Source organism: Empedobacter sedimenti (genome assembly GCF_030005555.1).
Classification (GTDB): Bacteria; Bacteroidota; Bacteroidia; order Flavobacteriales; family Weeksellaceae; genus Empedobacter; species Empedobacter sedimenti.
The window spans coordinates 1-19,424 of record NZ_JASCQG010000009.1 but is presented as its reverse complement, the minus strand read 5'-3'; the positions used below and the strand labels follow the sequence as shown (position 1 = coordinate 19,424).

Sequence of the window (19,424 nt, the reverse complement as noted above, 5' to 3'; positions counted from 1 at the left end):
TTTTAGTTTAGTTACTTATTTCTAAATGTCTGAAATGATTGCGCTTCTTGATCTTTATCAGAGATAATCATTTTCTCTAAAGGAATTCCCCAATCAATTCCAATTTCTTTATCTAATGGATTTACTCCATCTTCAGAGGCTTTATTATACCCGTTATCACATTTATAAAAAAATGTAGCTGAATCAGAAATAACAGAAAATCCATGTAAAAATCCTCTCGGAATAAACAATTGTTTTTTGCTATCTGCAGATAATTCAACTGCCACTGATTGACCATAGGTTTCAGAATCTGGTCGAACATCAACCGCTACATCTATAACTGCACCTTCTACAACACGAACCAATTTTGCTTGTGCATGTTCTCCCGCTTGCATATGCAAACCACGCACAACGCCGTAAGATGAATTAGACTGATTATCTTGAACAAAAGTTGGTTTGTAACCCAAAATTTCTTCCAATTTATTCTCGTTATATGATTCGAAGAAATATCCTCTCGAATCTTCAAAAACTATCGGTTCTAAAATAAAACAACCTTTTAATTTAGTTTCTGTCGCTTTCATTATAGTCGTTTATCTACTTCTGATTTAGGTAAAACTCCTTTTACATCATAAATCACTCCATTTTCATTCAAAAGATTATTTAAATCTAAATCTAAAAACTCTTGGTGTGAAACGGTCAAAATTATTGCATCAAATTTTTGAGATTTAATCTCCGAAGCTGAACAACAATTCACTTTATATTGTTTAGAAATTTCTTTATCGTTAATCCAAGGATCAAAAGTTGTTACATCCAATCCATATTCTTCCAAAGAATAAATGACATCAATTGCTTTAGAATTTCTGATATCAGGACAATTTTCTTTAAAAGTTATCCCCAAATTAAGCACTTTAGCACCTTTAATTTTGATGTCTTTATCAATCATCAATTTCACGACTTGAGATGCCACAAATGCTCCCATCGAGTCATTTAATCTTCTCGCTGCTAATATCAATTCAGAATAATAACCAATTTCTTGCGCTTTTTGCGCTAAATAAAAAGGATCTACTCCAATACAGTGTCCTCCAACTAAACCTGGTTTGAATGGTAAAAAATTCCATTTAGTACCAGCAGCTTCCAGAACATCAGTCGTATCAATATCCATTAGCGAAAAAATCTTCGATAGTTCGTTAATAAAGGCAATATTGATATCTCGCTGAGAATTTTCAATCACTTTTGAGGCTTCTGCAACTTTAATTGTTGGTGCTAAATGCGTTCCCGCTACAATTACAGACTTATATAAATCATCTACAACTTTACCTATTTCTGGAGTTGAGCCTGAAGTTACTTTCAAGATTTTCTCAACCGTATGTTTTTTATCTCCAGGATTAATCCTTTCTGGCGAATAGCCAGCGAAAAAATCTACATTAAACTTCAATCCAGAAACTTGCTCTAAAACAGGAATACACTCTTCCTCTGTAACACCGGGATAAACTGTTGATTCGTAAATAACAATATCTCCTTTAGACAAAACTTTACCAACTGTTTTAGACGCTTTTTTAAGCGGTGTTAAATCTGGTCGATTATTTTTATCAACTGGTGTAGGAACAGTTACAATATAAAAATTAGCATCTTTTATATCTTCTGAATTTGTTGAGCAAAACAATCCTTTTTTATCCTCTATAAAAGGATTATTATTGATTAAAACAGCTTGTAATACATCATTTTCTACTTCTAAAGTAGAGTCTTTTCCTTCATTTAATTCATCAATTCTATCTTGATTGATGTCAAATCCTACTACTGGATATTTAGTCGCAAATAACCTCGCTAAAGGCAATCCTACATAACCTAATCCTATTATTGCTATTTTTTGTTTTAAACTCATTACTTATAATATTCTTTGTACCATTTTACAAAGTTATAAACGCCTTTATCTACTGGAAAATTAGGATTGTAACCAAATTTGCTTTTTAATTCTGTCACATCTGCCCAAGTCTGATTTACGTCACCATCTTGCATAGGATACATTTCTAACTTCGCTTCTAATCCTGATGATTTTTCAATTTCTCGAATAAAATCCATCAATTGAACAGGTTGACTATTTCCAATATTATAAAGTTGATATTTTTCTGTTTGATTTTCACTTTCAATTACCCTTTCGATACCTTGAATGATATCGTCAATGTACGTAAAATCTCTTGATAAATCTCCGTTATTGAAAACTTTTAATGGTTTTTTATTGATAATAGCATCTGTAAACAAAAACATTGCCATATCTGGTCTTCCCCATGGTCCATAAACCGTAAAAAATCTTAAACCGATAGTTTCAATATGGTATAAATGACTATAGGTGTGCGCCATTAATTCGTTCGCTTTCTTTGTTGCCGCGTATAAACTAATTGGATGATTAACATCTTGGTCCGTAGTAAAAGGTACATCTATAGAATTACCATAAACACTTGAACTACTTGCATATAGTAATCTTGAAACATTATGATGACGACAACATTCCAATAGATTTAAAAAACCGATAAGATTACTTTGTCCATATGCCATTGGATTCTCGATACTATAACGCACCCCTGCTTGTGCAGCCAAATTAACAACACAATCAATCTGATTATTTGCAAAAAGACTTGGTAAAGCTTCCTGATCTTCTAAATTCATTCGAAAGAAAATCAATCGTTCACCATATTTTGAAGAAATTGTTTTTTGAAGAAAATGTTGAGCTTCATTTTGATCAATTCCTAATTCTTTAAGACGATCATATTTCAGTTGAACATCGTAATAGTCATTAATGTTATCAATTCCAACTATATTGAACCCATTATTAACTAATTTTTCAGCAAGATGATAGCCAATAAAACCAGCTATACCTGTTATAACAATGGTTTTCATCTTATTTTTCTTTTTCAGAAGTAGCAACTACTTTTCTCAATCCAGAACTCGAAAAACGATGCGTTCTCTTATTGTAATAAATTTGGATATTATTATCTAAACAATATTGTTTTCCCGTAAAATCAATATTACGATACTCTTCACCAATAACTCTTACATTAACTGGTAAAGCGCTTAGCATATCAAACAAATCTTGTTCTGTTTCGTACGGAATTATTTCATCTACGTAACGACAACCTTCTAATTGAATGTATCGTTCGACTATAGACTGAGTGGGATGATTTTTCGAAGGATCTACAAGAGTTGGATCCGTATTAAGACCTACGATTAGGTAATCACATTGTCTTTTTGCTTCTTCGAGCATCATGATATGACCTGCATGTAGCAAATCAAAAATACCGAAAGTTATTCCTGTAGTCATTCTTTAGTAATTGTAGTTGGAAATGCAAATTTAATGAATATTATGTTATCTATATATGAAATATAAATAAAAAAGCACTCCATAAAACAGAGTGCTATTATCTTAAATTAATTCGGAATTTCTTTTTTCGAGATGCGTATAAACGTTTTTTACTTCTTGAGAATACTCTTTTTGTAGAATTAAATTCGCTGTTGGAGTATTAACAAAAATGGTATTTTGAAGCCCAACAAAAGAAGTATAAACTTCTGTCCCTATTACCATGTTTCCATTTCTATCAACATAATGTCCATTCATCACAAAATAATCATATAACGACTCGAAAGAACCTAAATCATTCCAAATAAACTTTGCAGGAACTACTTTTATTTTTTTACTTCTTTCCATCACTGCATAATCTATACTATTTGACGGAATTTCCATCGAAAGTACCTCATCTAATTCACCATTAACAGCAGCTTCCCAAGCTATCTTTGATTTTTCGTAAATTTCTTTCTCAAATTTTTTCAACTCTTTTAGCAAAACTTTTGCTTTGAAACAAAACATTCCACTATTCCACAGAAAATTACCTTGCTCTATAAAATCTTGCGCTGTAATATGATTTGGTTTTTCACGAAACGAAATCACTTTATCTGCTTTATGCTCAATATAGCCGTAACCCGTTTCTGGTCGAGTTGGTTGTACACCAAATGTTACAATAAAATCATTTTTAGCTAAATCTATTGCGCGTTGCATTGCAACTTGATAAGCTTCCATATCTTCAATCAAATGATCAGATGGAGTAACGATTAAAATATCATTCTCGTCAACAGCCAAAGCTGCAAATGCAATAGCGGCTGCGGTATTACGAGGTACAGCTTCTACAATTTTTAAATAATTAACATCTAATTTATCTAAAACTTCTTGACTCAAATGATCATTATCTCTGTTCCCTATAACCATCAATTTATCAGCAATAGGACGATTACGTTGAATCGTTAATTCAAACAATGATTTCTCTTGAAACAAAGGTAAATATTGTTTTGGATGACTTTTTCTCGAAAGTGGCCATAAACGACTTCCTACTCCTCCAGACAATATTACATTATATATACACATATTTTACTCTAATTCGAACTTACAAAGTTATTAAATCTATTTAAAGTTCGATTTATTATTTAAGGTTTATCACAAAAAAAAGTCCTTTCAATAATTTTGAAAGGACTTTTTTATATTATTTATAATTGATCGATTAAATCATCGAAATACGTAACGTATTCGTAATTCCTTTTTCAAATGCTGGCATTGCATTCAAATTGATAATATAATCGCCATAATCTACATAACCTGCATTTTTTGCTAAGATATTTACCTCCGTTACAGTTTGATCTGTAGAAGTATCACGAGGATCGTAATTAATTGCTTTTACGCCCCATAATAAATTCAACATACGATTAATTCGTTTACTTGGATTAAAAACCAAGATAAATGAATTTGGACGATGAGAAGAAATTTGGAAAGCTGTATAACCTGAATAAGTTAATGTAGCAATCGCTTTAGCTCCTGTATCTTCTGCCATTTTTCCTGCATTATAACAAACCATGTCAGTAACAAAGCGTTCGTTCTTAATTTTCGGTTTGTGCTCTGGTACATGTACGTGTTCATCATCTTCAACTGTTTGAAGAATTTTTGTCATTTTCTCAATAACCTGAACAGGATATTGCCCCACAGAAGTCTCTCCAGACAACATCACAGCATCCGCTCCATCAAAAACTGCATTCGCAACATCAGAAACTTCTGCTCTAGTCGGCGTAAGACTAGAAATCATAGTCTCCATCATTTGTGTTGCAACTATAACTGGTTTACGTGCTAATTTAGATTTATCAATTAATTGCTTTTGTGCTTTAGGAACAATCTCAAATGGAACTTCAACTCCTAAGTCACCACGAGCAACCATTAATCCGTCAGAAAACTCTAAAATTTCATCAATATTTTCTAAAGCTTCTGGTTTTTCTATTTTAGATATAATTGGAATTTTTAATGTTCCATTTTCTTTAATAAAGTCAGATAAATCTTTAACATCTTGCCCAGAACGCACGAAAGATAATGCAAACCAATCCACACGATTTTCAATTGCGAATTTTGCATCTTCTTTGTCTTTTTCTGTTAAAGCTGGTAAAGAAATATTTGTATTTGGTAAGTTTACTCCTTTCTTAGAACGTAACGGACCTCCTTGAATAGTCTCAGCTTTTACAGTATCTGTTCCATTCGTCTCGATTACTTTGAAGATTAATTTTCCGTCATCAATCAAGATATTTTCTCCTACTTGTACGTCTTGAGCAAACTTTTTATACGTCATAAAAACTTTTTCTTTAGTTCCTATAACATCCTCGTTTGTGAAGGTTAAGATCTCTCCTGGATTGATAATAAAATCTTCATGTTCCATTTTACCAATACGCAATTTTGGACCTTGTAAATCCGCTAAAATTGCTGTATTGTATCCATGATCATTATTTAATTGATGAATCGTTTCAATTTTACGTTTCACATCTGCATAATCTGCATGTGAAAAATTGATACGGAACACATCTGTTCCTTTTCTCATCATTTCTAAAATAATTTCTGGACTTTCTGTTGCAGGCCCTAAGGTTGCAACAATTTTTGTTTTTTTAAGATATTGTTTATCGTAAATCATAATTTTTTCCCTTTTTATGCACAATATTTTGTTAGAAAACCAACTGTTCAGCCATGCTAATCAAATCGATATCTATTTTTTTGATCTGTTTTATAAAATCTTTTTCTTCGAAAGGAAGATCAAGATTTTGAATATCATCTTCCCAACCAGAGATTTTTACAACATAGTTGCAATCTTTATAATTTGGCACTAAAATGATACTTTCCTTGAAAAGATTTGATAAATCTACTTCATTTTTTTTAGATTCGGATTGATTTGGAGCATTTTTAATGATATGATAATCTATTTTATTCGCAACATCTAACCATGCATACGTTTCAAAATAATACATATGGTCATCTAACCAAATATCTAAATCTTTAATACGCTGAAAGTGCGTTTCGAAAGTAGAATTGAGATGGAAAATAAATTGTGTAGAAGTGTCAAAGCTAGAATTTACGCCTATCAGATGAAAATCAATAAAATCTTCACATAAGAGTAGTTCTGCCATGGATTTATACTTTTTCTATTTTCTTTTGTAAGGAATAGTAAGCACGTTTTGCAGCGCTTTCTTCGGCTTTCTTTTTAGATGTGCCTCTTCCTTTTGAGATAACTTTGTCGTTGAGACGAATAACTGATACAAAAACTTGTAAATCTTCTGCGTTTTGCTCCTCAAAAGTATTGAATCTTATCGAATTTCTTGTTTTTTGACTCCATTCCAAAATCAACGATTTGTGACTTGTAATAGTGTGTTCTAAACGATCTAAATCCGCATAAGGGTCAATAATCTTGACTTGAATAAATTTTTGTACAGCGTCTATTCCTCCATCAACATATATTGCTCCTACCAATGCCTCTAACATATCTCCATTCACATCTTCTCCCAAATTGGAGTGGTTGTTCATTGGATCCAAATAATCTAAAAGTCCCAATTGTTTCGAAACATCATTTAGTTGTCTACGTGAAACAATCTTTGATCGCATTTTTGTTAAATAACCTTCTTGCTGATCTGGTGCTTTAAAATAAAGGTGCATTGCAGCAGAAGCACCAAGTAATGCATCTCCTAAAAACTCTAATCTTTCAAAATTTATACTGTTTCCGTTTTCGTCTTTTTTCTGAGCTGATCTATGGGTAAATGCTTCTTTAAACACCTCGATATCGCGAGGAGTATAACCCAAAATCGACTTCAAAAATTTCAAAAAAGGATCTGATGAATTTGAATCATCTCGATGATTTTTAAAAGAAAATAACTTTTTTAAGAAAGACATTACTTATACTTCTTAAATATCACACAAGCATTGTGACCACCGAAACCAAAAGTATTACTCAATGCGTAATCTACATTTTTCTCTTTTGCTTTGTTAAATGTATAATCAATTTTAGGATCAAGATTTTCATCATCCGTAAAATGATTAATTGTTGGTGGAACGATACTGTTATTGATTGCTCCAATTGCCGAAATCGCTTCAATAATCCCTGCACCACCTAATAAGTGACCTGTCATTGATTTTGTTGAATTGATTTGAATATTGTAAGCATGTTCTCCAAATAATTTTTGAATTGCTTTAGATTCTGCAATATCTCCTAATCCAGTAGATGTTCCGTGCATATTGATATGATCAACATCTTCTACATTAATATTTGCATCTAATAAAGCTTCTCTCATCACATTTAGTGCTCCTAATCCTTCTGGATGTGGTGCTGTAATATGGTGAGCATCTGCTGTCATTCCTGTTCCTACTAATTCAGCATAAATTGTAGCTCCACGTGCAATTGCATGTTCGTATTCTTCTAAAATAATACATCCAGCTCCTTCTCCCATAACGAAACCATCGCGGTCTTTGTCGAATGGACGAGAAGCAGTTTGTGGATCATCATTTCGTGTAGATAACGCATGTAACGCATTAAAACCTCCAATACTTGCAGCTGTAATAGCAGCTTCTGATCCTCCTGCAACAATTGCTTCAGCTTTTCCAAGTCTTAACAACATGTAAGCATCAATAATTGCATTTGTAGAAGAGGCACAAGCCGAAACAGTTGTATAATTAGGCCCCATAAGACCAAATTCCATCGAAATATGACCAGGCGTGATATCTGCAATCATCTTAGGGATAAAGAAAGGATTGAAACGAGGCGTTCCATTTCCTGTAGCGTAATTAGAAACTTCTTCTTCAAAAGTTTTAATTCCACCAATACCAGATCCCCATATAACGCCGATACGCTCTTTGTTTACATTTGTATCTTCTAAGATTCCACTGTGTTTTATTGCCTCTCTAGCTGCAATAATCCCCAATTGGGCACAACGGTCAATTTTTCTTGCTTCTTTACGATCAAAATGATCTTCGATATTGAAGTTTTTAATCTCACAAGCAAATTGTGTCTTAAAAAGAGTTGCGTCAAAAAGCGTAATAGGCGCAGCGCCACTTACACCATTCACTAATCCATTCCAGTATTCTTGGTATGTATTTCCGATTGGTGTTAGCGCGCCTAAACCTGTTACTACTACTCTTTTTAATTCCATAAAAATTAAGGAACTATTACTTGTTTAAGTCTTCGATGTATGTTACAGCTTGACCTACTGTAGAAATTTTCTCAGCTTGATCGTCTGGAATTTGGATATCAAATTCTTTTTCGAATTCCATGATTAATTCTACTGTGTCTAATGAATCAGCTCCTAAATCGTTAGTGAAACTTGCTTCTAGCGTAACTTCGCTTTCGTCAACTCCTAATTTATCTACGATAATCGCTTTCACTCTTGATGTAATGTCAGACATAATTTTCTAATTTTAATTGTTGTAAACTAGTGCAAAAATATAAAACTTATATTAAATACAAGCTTTTTTTTATATGCACGCATAAGAACTAGTAAATATAATGTGAATAATTATACGAGAAAACGTTTGAGTTAATGATATAAGTCAAATTTTTAACGTCTTAATTTATTGTAATTTTGTACAAAATTTTTACCTTTATTCTTTTAAAAGTACTTTAAAATCACAAAAATGAGCATAGAATTGGCATCTTACGGAATAAAAAATTCCAAAATTAACTATCAATTATCTCCGGAAGAATTAACTAAAAAAATGGTTGAAATTGGACAAGGAGAAATTACATCTTCTGGTGCAGTTAATATGTTGACTGGAGAATTTACTGGGCGTTCGCCACAAGATCGTTTTATCGTTAAAGACGAAATCACGGAAAATAACATTTGGTGGGATGGAAAAACAAATATTCCATTTGATTCAGAAAAATTTGACGCACTTTACGATAAAGTTGTAGAGCACTTAAGTAACAAAGAAATTTATGTACGTGATGCATTTGCGTGTGCAGATGATGCTTACAAAACAAAAATTAGAGCAATTACTGAAACTCCAGCTGCAAATTTATTTATTTACAATATGTTTATTCGTCCTACAGAAGAAGAGTTGAAAAACTTTGGAGATTCTGAGTGGACAATTATCAATGCTCCTACTTTTACAGCAGAAGCTGATGTAGATGGAACAAGACAACACAATTTCTCTATCTTAAACTTTAAACGTAAAATTGTTTTAAACGGTGGTACTGGTTATACAGGAGAGATGAAAAAAGGTATTTTCTCTGCATTAAACTTTATCATGCCAGTTTTCAAAAACACTTTACCAATGCACTGTTCTGCAAACTCTGGTGAAAACGGAGACACAGCTATGTTCTTTGGTTTATCTGGTACAGGAAAAACAACATTATCTGCTGATAAAAACAGACGTTTAATTGGTGATGACGAACACGGATGGACTGCTGATGATTCTGTTTTTAACTTTGAAGGAGGTTGTTACGCAAAAGTAATTAACTTATCTGAAGAAGGTGAACCAGAAATTTATGCAGCAATCAAAGAAGGTGCTTTATTAGAAAACTGTAAATTAATTCCAGGAACTAACGAAGTAGATTTTTCAGATACATCAATCACAGAAAACACACGTGTTTCTTACCCAATTGATTATATCGAAAATATTGCGGTTCCTTCTGTAGGAAAAAATCCTAAAAATATTTTCTTCTTATCATTTGATGCTTACGGAGTTTTCCCTCCTATCGCTAAATTAAATCCAGACCAAGCGGCTTACCTGTTTATCTCAGGATATACATCTAAAGTAGCTGGAACAGAGGCTGGAATTACAGAGCCACAAACAACTTTCTCTACATGTTTTGGTGCGCCATTTATGCCATTACGCCCAACAAAATACGCTGAAATGTTAAGCGATAAAGTTGAAAAAACAGGTGTTAATGTATGGTTAATCAACACAGGATGGAACGGACAAAAACAACGTATGTCTCTTAAAGATACGCGTGCGGTTATTAACGCTGCTTTAAACGGAGATTTAAACAATGCTGAATTCAAGAAAGATCAATATTTTGGATTCGATGTTCCTGTTGCTATCGAAGGTGTTGATGCGGAAAAATTAAATCCTGCAACTTCATTTACTTCTGAGGAAGCATATGAAGCGAATGCAAAATTATTAGCTTCTAAATTCAAAGAAAATTTCAAAAAATTCGAAGAATTTGCTACAGCAGATATTTTAGCAGGAGGACCTATCATTTAATTTGATAATATTCAATAAAATAATTAGAAACGCTGAGCTTTGCTCGGCGTTTTTTATTTTGAAATATTAAACCAAAAAAATTAACTTTACTCAAAATCATTCAATAATGAAGTATTTACCAACACTAGAAACAGAACGATTAATAATAAGACCTATTACGCTTGACGATTTACAGGATTTTTATGAAATGGATTCTCAACCCGAAGTTCATATTTATCTAAAAAATCAACCTATCAAAACCATTGATGAAACAAAAGAAATCATCGAAAATTTATTGATTCAGTACAAAGAATTAGGACACGGACGAGTTGCTGTGGTAGAAAAAGAATCTGGAAAAATGATTGGTTGGACAGGTTTTAAGTATATGACCGAAAAAGAAGCGATGAATAATCGATTTGACTTTTTAGACTTTGGTTATCGTTATCGCAAAGAAACTTGGGGAAAAGGCTACGCAACCGAAGCTGCGAAAGCTTGCATGGATTTTTATCGTGAAAATATGACTGATTTCAAATTAAATGCCATAACACATACAGAAAACGCTGCATCAAGAAATGTTTTGGAAAAAATAGGTTTCGAAGTCACAGAAACATTTCATTTTGAAATATGGGATTTGGAGTGCTTTTGGTATGAATTGAAAAAATAATTAACTTCAAAATAATCTTAGTTTACGCAACCTTTTAAGTAAATGATTCTCTTTCTTTTAAACACTGTTTATATGAAAAAGAATTTTTTACTTTTTTTGTTCGTTATTGGTTTTGGGCAATTGATTTCTGCACAAGGAAAATCAAACGATGAGCGCAAAAACGTCATCACTTTTAGCGTTCTTTCAGCAGCATTATCACCTCCAAGATGGACGTTTGGATACATGTATAAACTGAACGAACGTTATTGGATTGGCTCTGAAATTGGCTACGGAAGTTATCATAGCATTCCTGTTAGCCATAAACCAAAATATAAAATCAACGAAGATTATCAACTTTTTGAGATTCGACCAGAATTTTTTATCAATCTTAGCAAAAACAGACGAGTAAAACATCTTATTTCTTCTGAGTTTTTCTATATTCATCACACTGATCATCTTGAAAATGGTGAATATTACCGAAATGATGCTCAAAACTTTTCTTATTTATATTCGTATGACGAAGCCGATTATAAACGCGTAAAATATGGATTGAATATTAATTACAATATTTTTATTCCAACTCATAAAGGATTAGTATTTATTCCAAAAGTTGGTTTAGGTGTGAAAAATAGAAATGTAAAATATTCGAATGTTACAAATTTAGAAAGTGTTGATACTCGAATTTTTGATGATTTTATGGGCGGTTTAGAAAATCATTATAAAAAAGAAGGTTCTTCTACAGATTTCAATTTAAATCTTAACTTTAAGATCGCTTATCAATTTTAAACAAATCATGAAAAAAATAATTTTAACGACAATTTGTTTGGCTGCATCACAAGTTAATTTTGCACAAAAAATATCCACAAATGAGTATGAAGTCAAGACAACTTTAGCTGAGTTTAATCTAAAAGGAAAAGTAGAAAAAATAACTTCTACAGCTACAGAAGCAAACGGAAATTCGACAACATTACCTTTCTACGAAAACGAATATTATGATCAGGTTTCGTTAGAATTTAACCAGAAAGGTTTACTAGCAAAACGAACAAATTATTTGGATTATCGAGGAAAATTAGCTGTTTATAACTATGTTAATTACGACTACAATAACGCTAATTTGATTGATAAACAGACGAATGTAGTTATTAACAATGGTGAAGATCCTAAACGAATTGCATCGGATAAAAAATTTGTTTACGATAACAATAATCGGTTAATTAATTTGACTGAAAAAATAGAAGGAAAATCTTCAAAATCGAGTTATGAAACAGTTTTTAGTTACTCCAATAAATTAGATAAAATCATAACAAAAGTTGAGGGTTCTACGATTTCTGAAAATAGTTTGACTTACAACAAAAATGGTTTGTTGGTTTTGGATGAAATGACTTCATTTGATGGTAAAAAAGGTCGAAAATCATACTACATTTATGATGGAAAAATGCCTGTTTATAATGAAGAAATTGCCGGAAATTCGAGTAAAATATTATTTTTTGACAACGGAAATATTTCTAAACTTCAGTCTTTTGACAACAATAAAATGTTGGCTTATCAAGCTGATTTTGATTCGAGAAATGAAATTATCAACTTCAAAAAACAATCGTTTCGAAATGGTCAAACTGTTCTGACATCTTATCAAGTTTCGTATGAGTATGATTCGAAAAATAATTGGATAAAAGCTTCAATTACAACAAACGGAGCGTTAAAATACATTGTAAAACGTACAATTAGTTATTATTAAACATAAAAAAGGTTGAGCAATGCTCAACCTTACAACACAAATAAATAACACATACTACTTTTTAAGTCTCTTAAAAGTAGAATTGTTAATTTTTCTATTTTGTTATTCTTTCTACTTTCAACTTATCCATCGTAAAATACAAAGCTGTATTAGCTCCCCATTTTCCAGTATCAGTTGTTTCTAAAAAGAACATTAAATATTTTACTTCTCCTAAAGCAGAAAGATCAACATCTTGCCAATTTGTCGAAACGTTATTTACTCCATTTCTAAAATCAACAAAATAATGTGTCACTGGTTTTTCTGTAGTTAATTGCTTATTTGCCGAAACACCGTAAACATGAATCGCAAAATAATCTCCTTTGTCAAACTTTCTTGCATACGCATCTCCGTTCATAATTCCGTAATAAGACCAAGGGCTAATTGCTAATTTTACACTTTTTGCTTTGTATTTATTCGACATATCAAGAATCTCTACAACACTTGAGAATCTATCAATTTTTACTTCTTCTCCATATTTCAGCGCTTTTTCGGATGGTTTGTGATCTGCAAATGATACTAAAAATGGTGATCCTGCTCCGTTTGCACCACCTTTTGCCATTGTTCCCCATTGATTATCTAACCAACCTCCTTCTTTCTTTATTTGATCCGAATTATCGTTACTGTTAGATACCGTGAAACCCATCCATGTTAAATATTCTGGCCAAGCCGTGTGTTTAAACTTGAATATTCCTAAAATTAAATCTGTATCCTCTTTATATGTTCCTTCCCAAACTTTACCTCCAGAAGTTGAGATTCCTTTAGAAAGATCAAACTTAGAAATGTCTAATGTTTGGTATTTTTTTAACTCTGCTACTTCATTTTTATAATCATCATCATTACATGATGATAAAAATGTAATAGACGAAGCAATGATTAATAAATTAAAAAAAAGTTTTTTGGCAAATTGTAAATTTCTTGTTTTCATGTTGATGAAATAATTGTAATAAAAAAAACCGTCTCATCATCGCAACAAATCGACGGTTAATAATAAATATTTAGTGTTAATTATAGATGTAAATCGTAGGCTCCTGCAACTTCTGTCGAAATTTCACCTAACCTACCAGCTTCTTGGTTTGTTGCTGTATAAACTTTGATAAAATCAATTCCCATTAACTTAACTGGATTGCCATTCTTATCAACAGCCCAATCGATATCAATGTTAGAATCTTCGGAATTGTTAGCAGCATTATCTGCATAACCATAAGCCAATTGTTTACCAGTCCAAATACCATTTTTCTCAGTATAATTGCTTGCCAAAAGTGATCCTGAGAATTTTAACTGATTCTGTCCAAACCAAATTGGATAATACGGTTGTTTATGAAACGTATTTTTCGCTTTATAACCAGATTTTCCTTGGTTATCCTCCCATTTTATATATTCAGGAGTCGCGTTTGAATCTTCAACCGTAGGTTTGTGATATGTAATTGTATAATTTTTTATTGTAGTTGGATTTGAGTATTCGCTTCCTGCAATCTCGTACCATTCGTCTTCATCTGGTTTACCATTTTTATTTTTATCGTAAGCAACCATAATGATTCCTGGCTCTGAAGATCCTGCAAAACCATTTCCTAACACTTTAAAATCACGTTTATCTTTCTGGTTCAAAATTGTATGATCAAATCCAAAAACAACATAACCTCCGTAACCTCCAAGTGTAATCACTGTTGACTTTTCGCCTACTAATGCTTTTCCTGCTTTGGCTGTCATTTCTGTTTGTGTATCGCCATCAACATATGCTGGAAGTTTATTTGTAAACTGACCTATAGCTGGCAAAAAATCAAAAACTTGCGAAATATATTTACTATAAGTTGATGATTCTTGTACTACTTTAACTGTTGTTTTTAACGTTGATGTTTTAGTCAATGATTTAATTTCAAGGGTCAAATCGTATGATCCCGCTTTATCTGAAACAAAACCTAAGACTTTTTCGTTTCCAATAATTTCATTTCCTAATTTCCACGTATATGTAGCATTCTCAAAACCAGAAATTGTAGGTTCTATTGTAGTCGTTTTAAGACGAGTTGCATCATAAGAAGCATTAAGTGTTCCTTGATTTAATTCAATAATTTCATCATCATTATTACTACAGCTTTGTATAAAAGCTAAACTAAGTGTAGCAAGTAGAATTTTTGTAAATTTCATATGTAAGATTTATTTATAAACAAATGCAAAATGTGCAGGAATATTTCCTCCTTCGGTTTTCCATTTAAAAGCACCATTTTTATCAAAACAATAGACATAACCCATCGAAACATAATTACCTGCATCGGTTAAATAAAGGTCTTTAGTAACAGGATTAACGGCAATTCCGTATGGTGTTTCTATCTCTTTTATAACAGGATCATTCACCAAATTTTTATTGATAATTTCTTCGGTTTTGGTATCTATAACCCCAAAAGATTTTGTGTAATCAAACGTTGTATAGTTAAATTCGTTTGAATAGTAATACAGTTTATTATCAACAATAGTAAAGTTAGAAACTGGAATGTTGAATGTTTTTTTGATTTTATGCGTTTTTGAATCAATCACAAATAGATTAGACGAAACATCGTAATAATTACCTCTTGTTGTAACATACAAATCGCCGTCACTATCTTTTTTGATTCGATGTAAATTAACTTCTACATCAATTTTTTTGGTCTCTTTAAACGTCGCTAAATCAACTACAGAAACCGTCTTATCGTAATCAGGAAATCGATAACCACCAGAATTTGCTACATACAAATTGTTATCTACAACCTCTAATTCTTCTGGCTGGTATCCAACTGTTACTTGACGTGTAATAGATAAATTAATTGTATCGATTTCAACCACTTTTCCTAAAGGAGCTTTAGGATCTAATGAAACTGGTCCTGCATAAGATGTTGCATAGGCTTTTCCTTTATGAAAAGTGATATATCGTCCATTTTCGAGTGGAATAGTAGCAATATGCTTTGCCGTTTTAACGTCCATCACTTCTATAAAGTTCGAAACATTAATTATCGCATATAGCTTATTACCATAAATTTTAATATCATTTCCAACATCTCCCAACTCCTTTACCATTGTAGGGTTGGCTGATGCATAAATATTACGATGATATACACCTTCTGCATAATTAAAGTAATCTACAGTCGCTTTATTACTTCCCATGTTTCCTTCATTCAGTAAGTAAAACCCTGTAACCTCCGTTTTTTCTGGATTTGTAATATTATCACGCTCTTCATCTACGATATAAACATCTTGTTGACAGCTAAAAACTGAAAATAGAACAAGAAGACAACTTGTTATTTTTAGATAATTTCTCATAAGTTAATGCTCATTATAAATTTGAATTGACGCCCTGGCATTGGATAATTTAACACGACATCATATTGTTGATTAAGGATATTATTGATTTCGAAAGAAGTTTTGAACGAAAACTTATCGAACATAAACGTTTTATGAAGCCCTAAATCATTCGTAAACCAAGGATTGATATGATTGTATTTGATATTATCTTGATTGGCATCATATCGCTCTCCGACATAAATAAAACTGTAATTAAAATTCCATGTTTTGTATCGCGAACTCAATACAAATGAGCCGCTGTGTTTCGGGATATAAGGAATTTGATCTTTGTAATAAGACTTTGAAGAATTAGAATAATCTTGTGCTTGCTGAAACGAATAATTAATCATAGGATCAACGTCAATTCCTCCAATTCTGAAAGATGTTTTCAATTTAACATCTAATCCTTTTATTTTAACTTTACCAAGATTCATCATCATCCAACGAAACATACTTCCGTTTGGTGCTGCGATTATTTTATCTTCAACTTCGTTGTAAAAAGCATCTATTTGTGCAGAAAATGAATTTAAAAAATGATGATTTTTTAGAGCATAAGTAATTCCTAAATTATACTGATTCGTAAACTCAGGCTTTAGATTAGAATAACCAATATTTGTGTAGTACAAATCATTAAAAGTTGGCATTCTAAATACACGTTTATAAAAAGCTCTGATGCTAAAATCAACTTCATCAAAGGGTTTATAATTTGCGATAAAAGTTGGTGTCCAAATATTTTTATCAGGAGATTTTGTGTTTCTTTCTACTTTCTCTTTTACAAAAGTTCCTAACAAACTTCCTTGTAAATTAAGCTTTCCTAAACGATAAGTATAAGCAAAAGCGATAAGATTAGTATATCGTGTAGGATAAGAAAAGTTAACCAAATCTGCATCTAAATTATTATACTGAAAATCTGTTGCAACATTTATATCCCAATTTTGATTAATCGAATATAAATTTGCCCATGAAGCATAAAATTCTCTTTGGTAATATTTATTCTCCGATTTTACAGTAGAAACAGTGTCTGTATAATGCGTAAAATCGTAAGCGTATTTAAGATTTAATTTTGATTGAAAGTTTTTCCATTTCTTTTGATAACTTCCTTGTACAAAATAATTATTATCCACCAAAGTTTGTCCACGTCCTCCAAATCTTCCACGAACTATTGCTGCAGGAATTCCACGATCTGATAAATACAAATAACCTTTTACATTCCATTCGCTTTGATTTCCTCTTCCTAATAATCCTAACTCTAAACGCTTCGCTTCAATTTGACCATCTTTTCGCTTCGCAATAGTATCATAAGCTGTCGTACCATTTAGATTTAGACGTTTATAACGAAATTTATAAACTCCATTCGATTGTACATATTCTGAGCTAAGTGTGGCTGAGATATTGTCTGTAATACGTTGTTCTAATCGAATAGAAGGATTTATTAGTTGTATTGATCCTAACTTATAGCGAATAGTTGCGTTTGTACTTTTATTCGCTTTAAAAACAGGTTTCTTTGATTGAAGATAAATAGCTGATGAAGAAGCGTAATCTTTAGCTGACTGAAAAATAGTACTGCGTTGACCATTATAAAGTGAAATAACTTCAAAATCATCTAAGGAAAATTTACCCAAATCAACAACACCATTTTGTGCATTACCAATTTGGATACCATCATAGAAAACACCAACATGCTGGCTTCCCATACCACGAACATCAATTGTTTTAAGTCCGCCAACACCACCAAAATCTTTTAGTTGAACGCCTGCAAAATAACGAACAGCATCTGCTACCGAATGACTATTAAGTGCACGCAGTTGTTCGCCTTTTAATTCCTGAGAAGGAACTACAGAACGATCATCAAATTTTATAAGTTCTACTTGCTGAAGCTGTAAAATACTATCTTGGTTAATCTGCGCATTTGCACAATTAATTCCAAGCAAAAACAGGCTACAACAATAAATTAAGGTAAAAAAAAATCTCATTAGCTATAATCTATTGTTGCTAACGAGAGTATATGAAGTAAACGAGACAGTTTCCTATCCAAAATGTGTTCTTCAAGCTTTAGTCCCCGAAAGCATCTAACATTTCATTTTGGTAGGTCTTCTGACTTACTCCTTTTCTAGAAATCCTTCCCATTCTACGAACAGTGGATATAAAAATCTAAAAAATTATGGAGCTTACAGCAGCGGGTCTGTTCAGGATTTTCACCTGATTCCCTGTTACCGAACGATTAAGTTCGCACCAAATGTTGTTCAAAAGTAAAGTTATTATTTTGAATAAACAATTTATTCTTTATCAATAATGTAAAACAAAAAAGTTGATCGTTTGATCAACTTGAATTTAGTATTCTTTATATCGAATTAATTGAATGACTTCTCCTGTTTCAGCAATCTCAACAGCAATTTTTTCATATTTCCATTTATCAAATTCTTTTTCTCCTACAATAATTGCAGTACCAGAACCTTTACTTCCTTTAATCGGAACAGAAATATCTGCAACTCCAGTATTATTAGAAACAGAAATATTACCACTAAACATTCCGTCAGTTTCAATATTAGATCCCAACTTCTGTTGAAGCTCAGGATTATGATTGATAATATTAATAGCATGCTTTGTTACATCACTGTCCTTCGTGATCTTACTAAATCCCCAAAAAGCTCCACCAACTATAAATGCAATAAAAAGAATAAAAAATGTTAAACATCCAACTGGCACAGCCCATTTCCAATTTCGATTAAACCAATTACCTCTTGGTACTAATTGATTATCATACTGATTTTCTTCCATAATGTATAGGTTTTGAGTAAAGATAATAAAATTGGGCGTTCCCTCACTCTTTTACATCTTTTTATACAATCTATTGAAGAGCCATAATAAATCAGCCAAACGTAACGCTAAATCGCTCAGTCGGGCTATTCGCTGCAATCTTTTTGCTATGATTTCGACTTCGCTCAATCAACAAAAAAGGATTTTCACTGCTATCCCTAACGCGTGATAAGTGATAAGTTGTAAGTTTTGAGTAATAAGTGATAAGACGTAAGATTTTAGACTTACAGAAAAATTATCCCCTTGAGGGGATTATAGGGGTGTTTTCGAGTTATGAGTAGTAAGTTTTGAGTTCTGAAGGAAACTTACATTTTACAAAAACAATAACCACAAAAAAAGCCTCAAGTTATTCACTTGAGGCTTTCAATAAAAACTGGCGACGA

19 protein-coding genes and 1 riboswitch are annotated in these 19,424 nt (G+C 32.0%); of the genes, 4 read left to right on the top strand and 15 right to left on the bottom strand.

What is annotated here, in order from left to right:
- Nucleotides 1-11 precede the first annotated feature (11 nt).
- The 10 genes from rfbC to QHG34_RS09510 all read right to left on the bottom strand — a co-directional run bounded on the left by rfbC (nt 12) and on the right by QHG34_RS09510 (nt 8,719).
- The gene (gene rfbC, locus QHG34_RS09555; protein WP_282629949.1) at nt 12-560 is read right to left on the bottom strand and encodes a dTDP-4-dehydrorhamnose 3,5-epimerase; all 549 of its coding nucleotides are present in this window, start codon (nt 558-560) and stop codon (nt 12-14) included.
- A complete protein-coding gene (locus QHG34_RS09550) occupies nt 560-1,861 on the bottom strand; it encodes a nucleotide sugar dehydrogenase (protein WP_282629948.1) in 1,302 nt (433 codons plus the stop codon). Before QHG34_RS09550 ends, rfbC begins: the two co-directional genes overlap by 1 nt.
- Nucleotides 1,861-2,874, bottom strand: a complete 1,014-nt coding sequence (locus QHG34_RS09545; protein WP_282629947.1) for an NAD-dependent epimerase/dehydratase family protein — start codon at nt 2,872-2,874, stop codon at nt 1,861-1,863. The genes QHG34_RS09550 and QHG34_RS09545 overlap by 1 nt, the downstream gene beginning before the upstream one ends.
- A gap of 1 nt (nt 2,875) precedes the next feature.
- A complete protein-coding gene (locus QHG34_RS09540; RefSeq protein ID WP_282629946.1) occupies nt 2,876-3,295 on the bottom strand; it encodes an adenylyltransferase/cytidyltransferase family protein in 420 nt (139 codons plus the stop codon).
- Between the two features lie 102 nt (nt 3,296-3,397).
- Nucleotides 3,398-4,390 (bottom strand): mannose-1-phosphate guanylyltransferase, encoded by a 993-nt coding sequence (locus QHG34_RS09535; RefSeq protein ID WP_282629945.1) that lies wholly within the window; start codon nt 4,388-4,390, stop codon nt 3,398-3,400.
- Between the two features lie 133 nt (nt 4,391-4,523).
- Nucleotides 4,524-5,966: a pyruvate kinase gene (gene pyk / locus QHG34_RS09530; RefSeq protein WP_282629944.1), complete on the bottom strand. Its 1,443-nt coding sequence runs from the start codon at nt 5,964-5,966 to the stop codon at nt 4,524-4,526.
- 31 nt (nt 5,967-5,997) lie between these two features.
- Nucleotides 5,998-6,456 carry an IPExxxVDY family protein gene (locus QHG34_RS09525; protein WP_282629943.1) on the bottom strand — a complete coding sequence of 153 codons (459 nt, stop codon included), beginning with the start codon at nt 6,454-6,456 and terminating at the stop codon, nt 5,998-6,000.
- Nucleotides 6,457-6,460: 4 nt separating this feature from the next.
- Complete coding sequence (gene rnc / locus QHG34_RS09520) at nt 6,461-7,213, bottom strand: ribonuclease III (RefSeq protein ID WP_282629942.1); 753 nt, start codon at nt 7,211-7,213, stop codon at nt 6,461-6,463.
- Nucleotides 7,213-8,466, bottom strand: a complete 1,254-nt coding sequence (gene fabF / locus QHG34_RS09515; RefSeq protein WP_282629941.1) for a beta-ketoacyl-ACP synthase II — start codon at nt 8,464-8,466, stop codon at nt 7,213-7,215. The genes rnc and fabF overlap by 1 nt, the downstream gene beginning before the upstream one ends.
- 16 nt (nt 8,467-8,482) lie before the next feature.
- Nucleotides 8,483-8,719 (bottom strand): acyl carrier protein, encoded by a 237-nt coding sequence (locus QHG34_RS09510; RefSeq protein ID WP_038336002.1) that lies wholly within the window; start codon nt 8,717-8,719, stop codon nt 8,483-8,485.
- 228 nt (nt 8,720-8,947) lie between these two features.
- On the opposite strand from QHG34_RS09510, the gene pckA reads away from it, so the two are divergent.
- The 4 genes from pckA to QHG34_RS09490 all read left to right on the top strand — a co-directional run bounded on the left by pckA (nt 8,948) and on the right by QHG34_RS09490 (nt 12,876).
- Nucleotides 8,948-10,519 carry a phosphoenolpyruvate carboxykinase (ATP) gene (pckA, locus tag QHG34_RS09505; RefSeq protein WP_282629940.1) on the top strand — a complete coding sequence of 524 codons (1,572 nt, stop codon included), beginning with the start codon at nt 8,948-8,950 and terminating at the stop codon, nt 10,517-10,519.
- 106 nt (nt 10,520-10,625) lie between these two features.
- On the top strand, nt 10,626-11,162 hold the full coding sequence (locus QHG34_RS09500) for a GNAT family N-acetyltransferase (RefSeq protein ID WP_282629939.1): 537 nt from the start codon (nt 10,626-10,628) through the stop codon (nt 11,160-11,162).
- A gap of 72 nt (nt 11,163-11,234) precedes the next feature.
- Nucleotides 11,235-11,927 (top strand): hypothetical protein, encoded by a 693-nt coding sequence (locus tag QHG34_RS09495; RefSeq protein ID WP_282629938.1) that lies wholly within the window; start codon nt 11,235-11,237, stop codon nt 11,925-11,927.
- 7 nt (nt 11,928-11,934) lie between these two features.
- Nucleotides 11,935-12,876: a hypothetical protein gene (locus tag QHG34_RS09490; RefSeq protein WP_282629937.1), complete on the top strand. Its 942-nt coding sequence runs from the start codon at nt 11,935-11,937 to the stop codon at nt 12,874-12,876.
- 94 nt (nt 12,877-12,970) lie between these two features.
- Here the strand turns inward: QHG34_RS09490 and QHG34_RS09485 are convergent, their stop codons facing one another.
- From QHG34_RS09485 to QHG34_RS09465, 5 genes are all read right to left on the bottom strand, one after another.
- Entirely contained in the window at nt 12,971-13,840 is an 870-nt protein-coding gene (locus QHG34_RS09485) for a DUF4465 domain-containing protein (RefSeq protein ID WP_282629936.1), read from the bottom strand.
- 80 nt (nt 13,841-13,920) lie between these two features.
- Entirely contained in the window at nt 13,921-15,057 is a 1,137-nt protein-coding gene (locus tag QHG34_RS09480) for a PKD-like domain-containing protein (protein ID WP_282629935.1), read from the bottom strand.
- A gap of 9 nt (nt 15,058-15,066) precedes the next feature.
- A complete protein-coding gene (locus QHG34_RS09475) occupies nt 15,067-16,203 on the bottom strand; it encodes a YncE family protein (protein ID WP_282629934.1) in 1,137 nt (378 codons plus the stop codon).
- Nucleotides 16,200-18,197 carry a TonB-dependent receptor gene (locus QHG34_RS09470; protein ID WP_282629933.1) on the bottom strand — a complete coding sequence of 666 codons (1,998 nt, stop codon included), beginning with the start codon at nt 18,195-18,197 and terminating at the stop codon, nt 16,200-16,202. The genes QHG34_RS09475 and QHG34_RS09470 overlap by 4 nt, the downstream gene beginning before the upstream one ends.
- 94 nt (nt 18,198-18,291) lie before the next feature.
- Nucleotides 18,292-18,476: riboswitch (cobalamin riboswitch) on the bottom strand.
- Between the two features lie 79 nt (nt 18,477-18,555).
- Complete coding sequence (locus tag QHG34_RS09465; protein ID WP_282629932.1) at nt 18,556-19,002, bottom strand: cytochrome c oxidase assembly factor Coa1 family protein; 447 nt, start codon at nt 19,000-19,002, stop codon at nt 18,556-18,558.
- Nucleotides 19,003-19,424 lie beyond the last annotated feature (422 nt).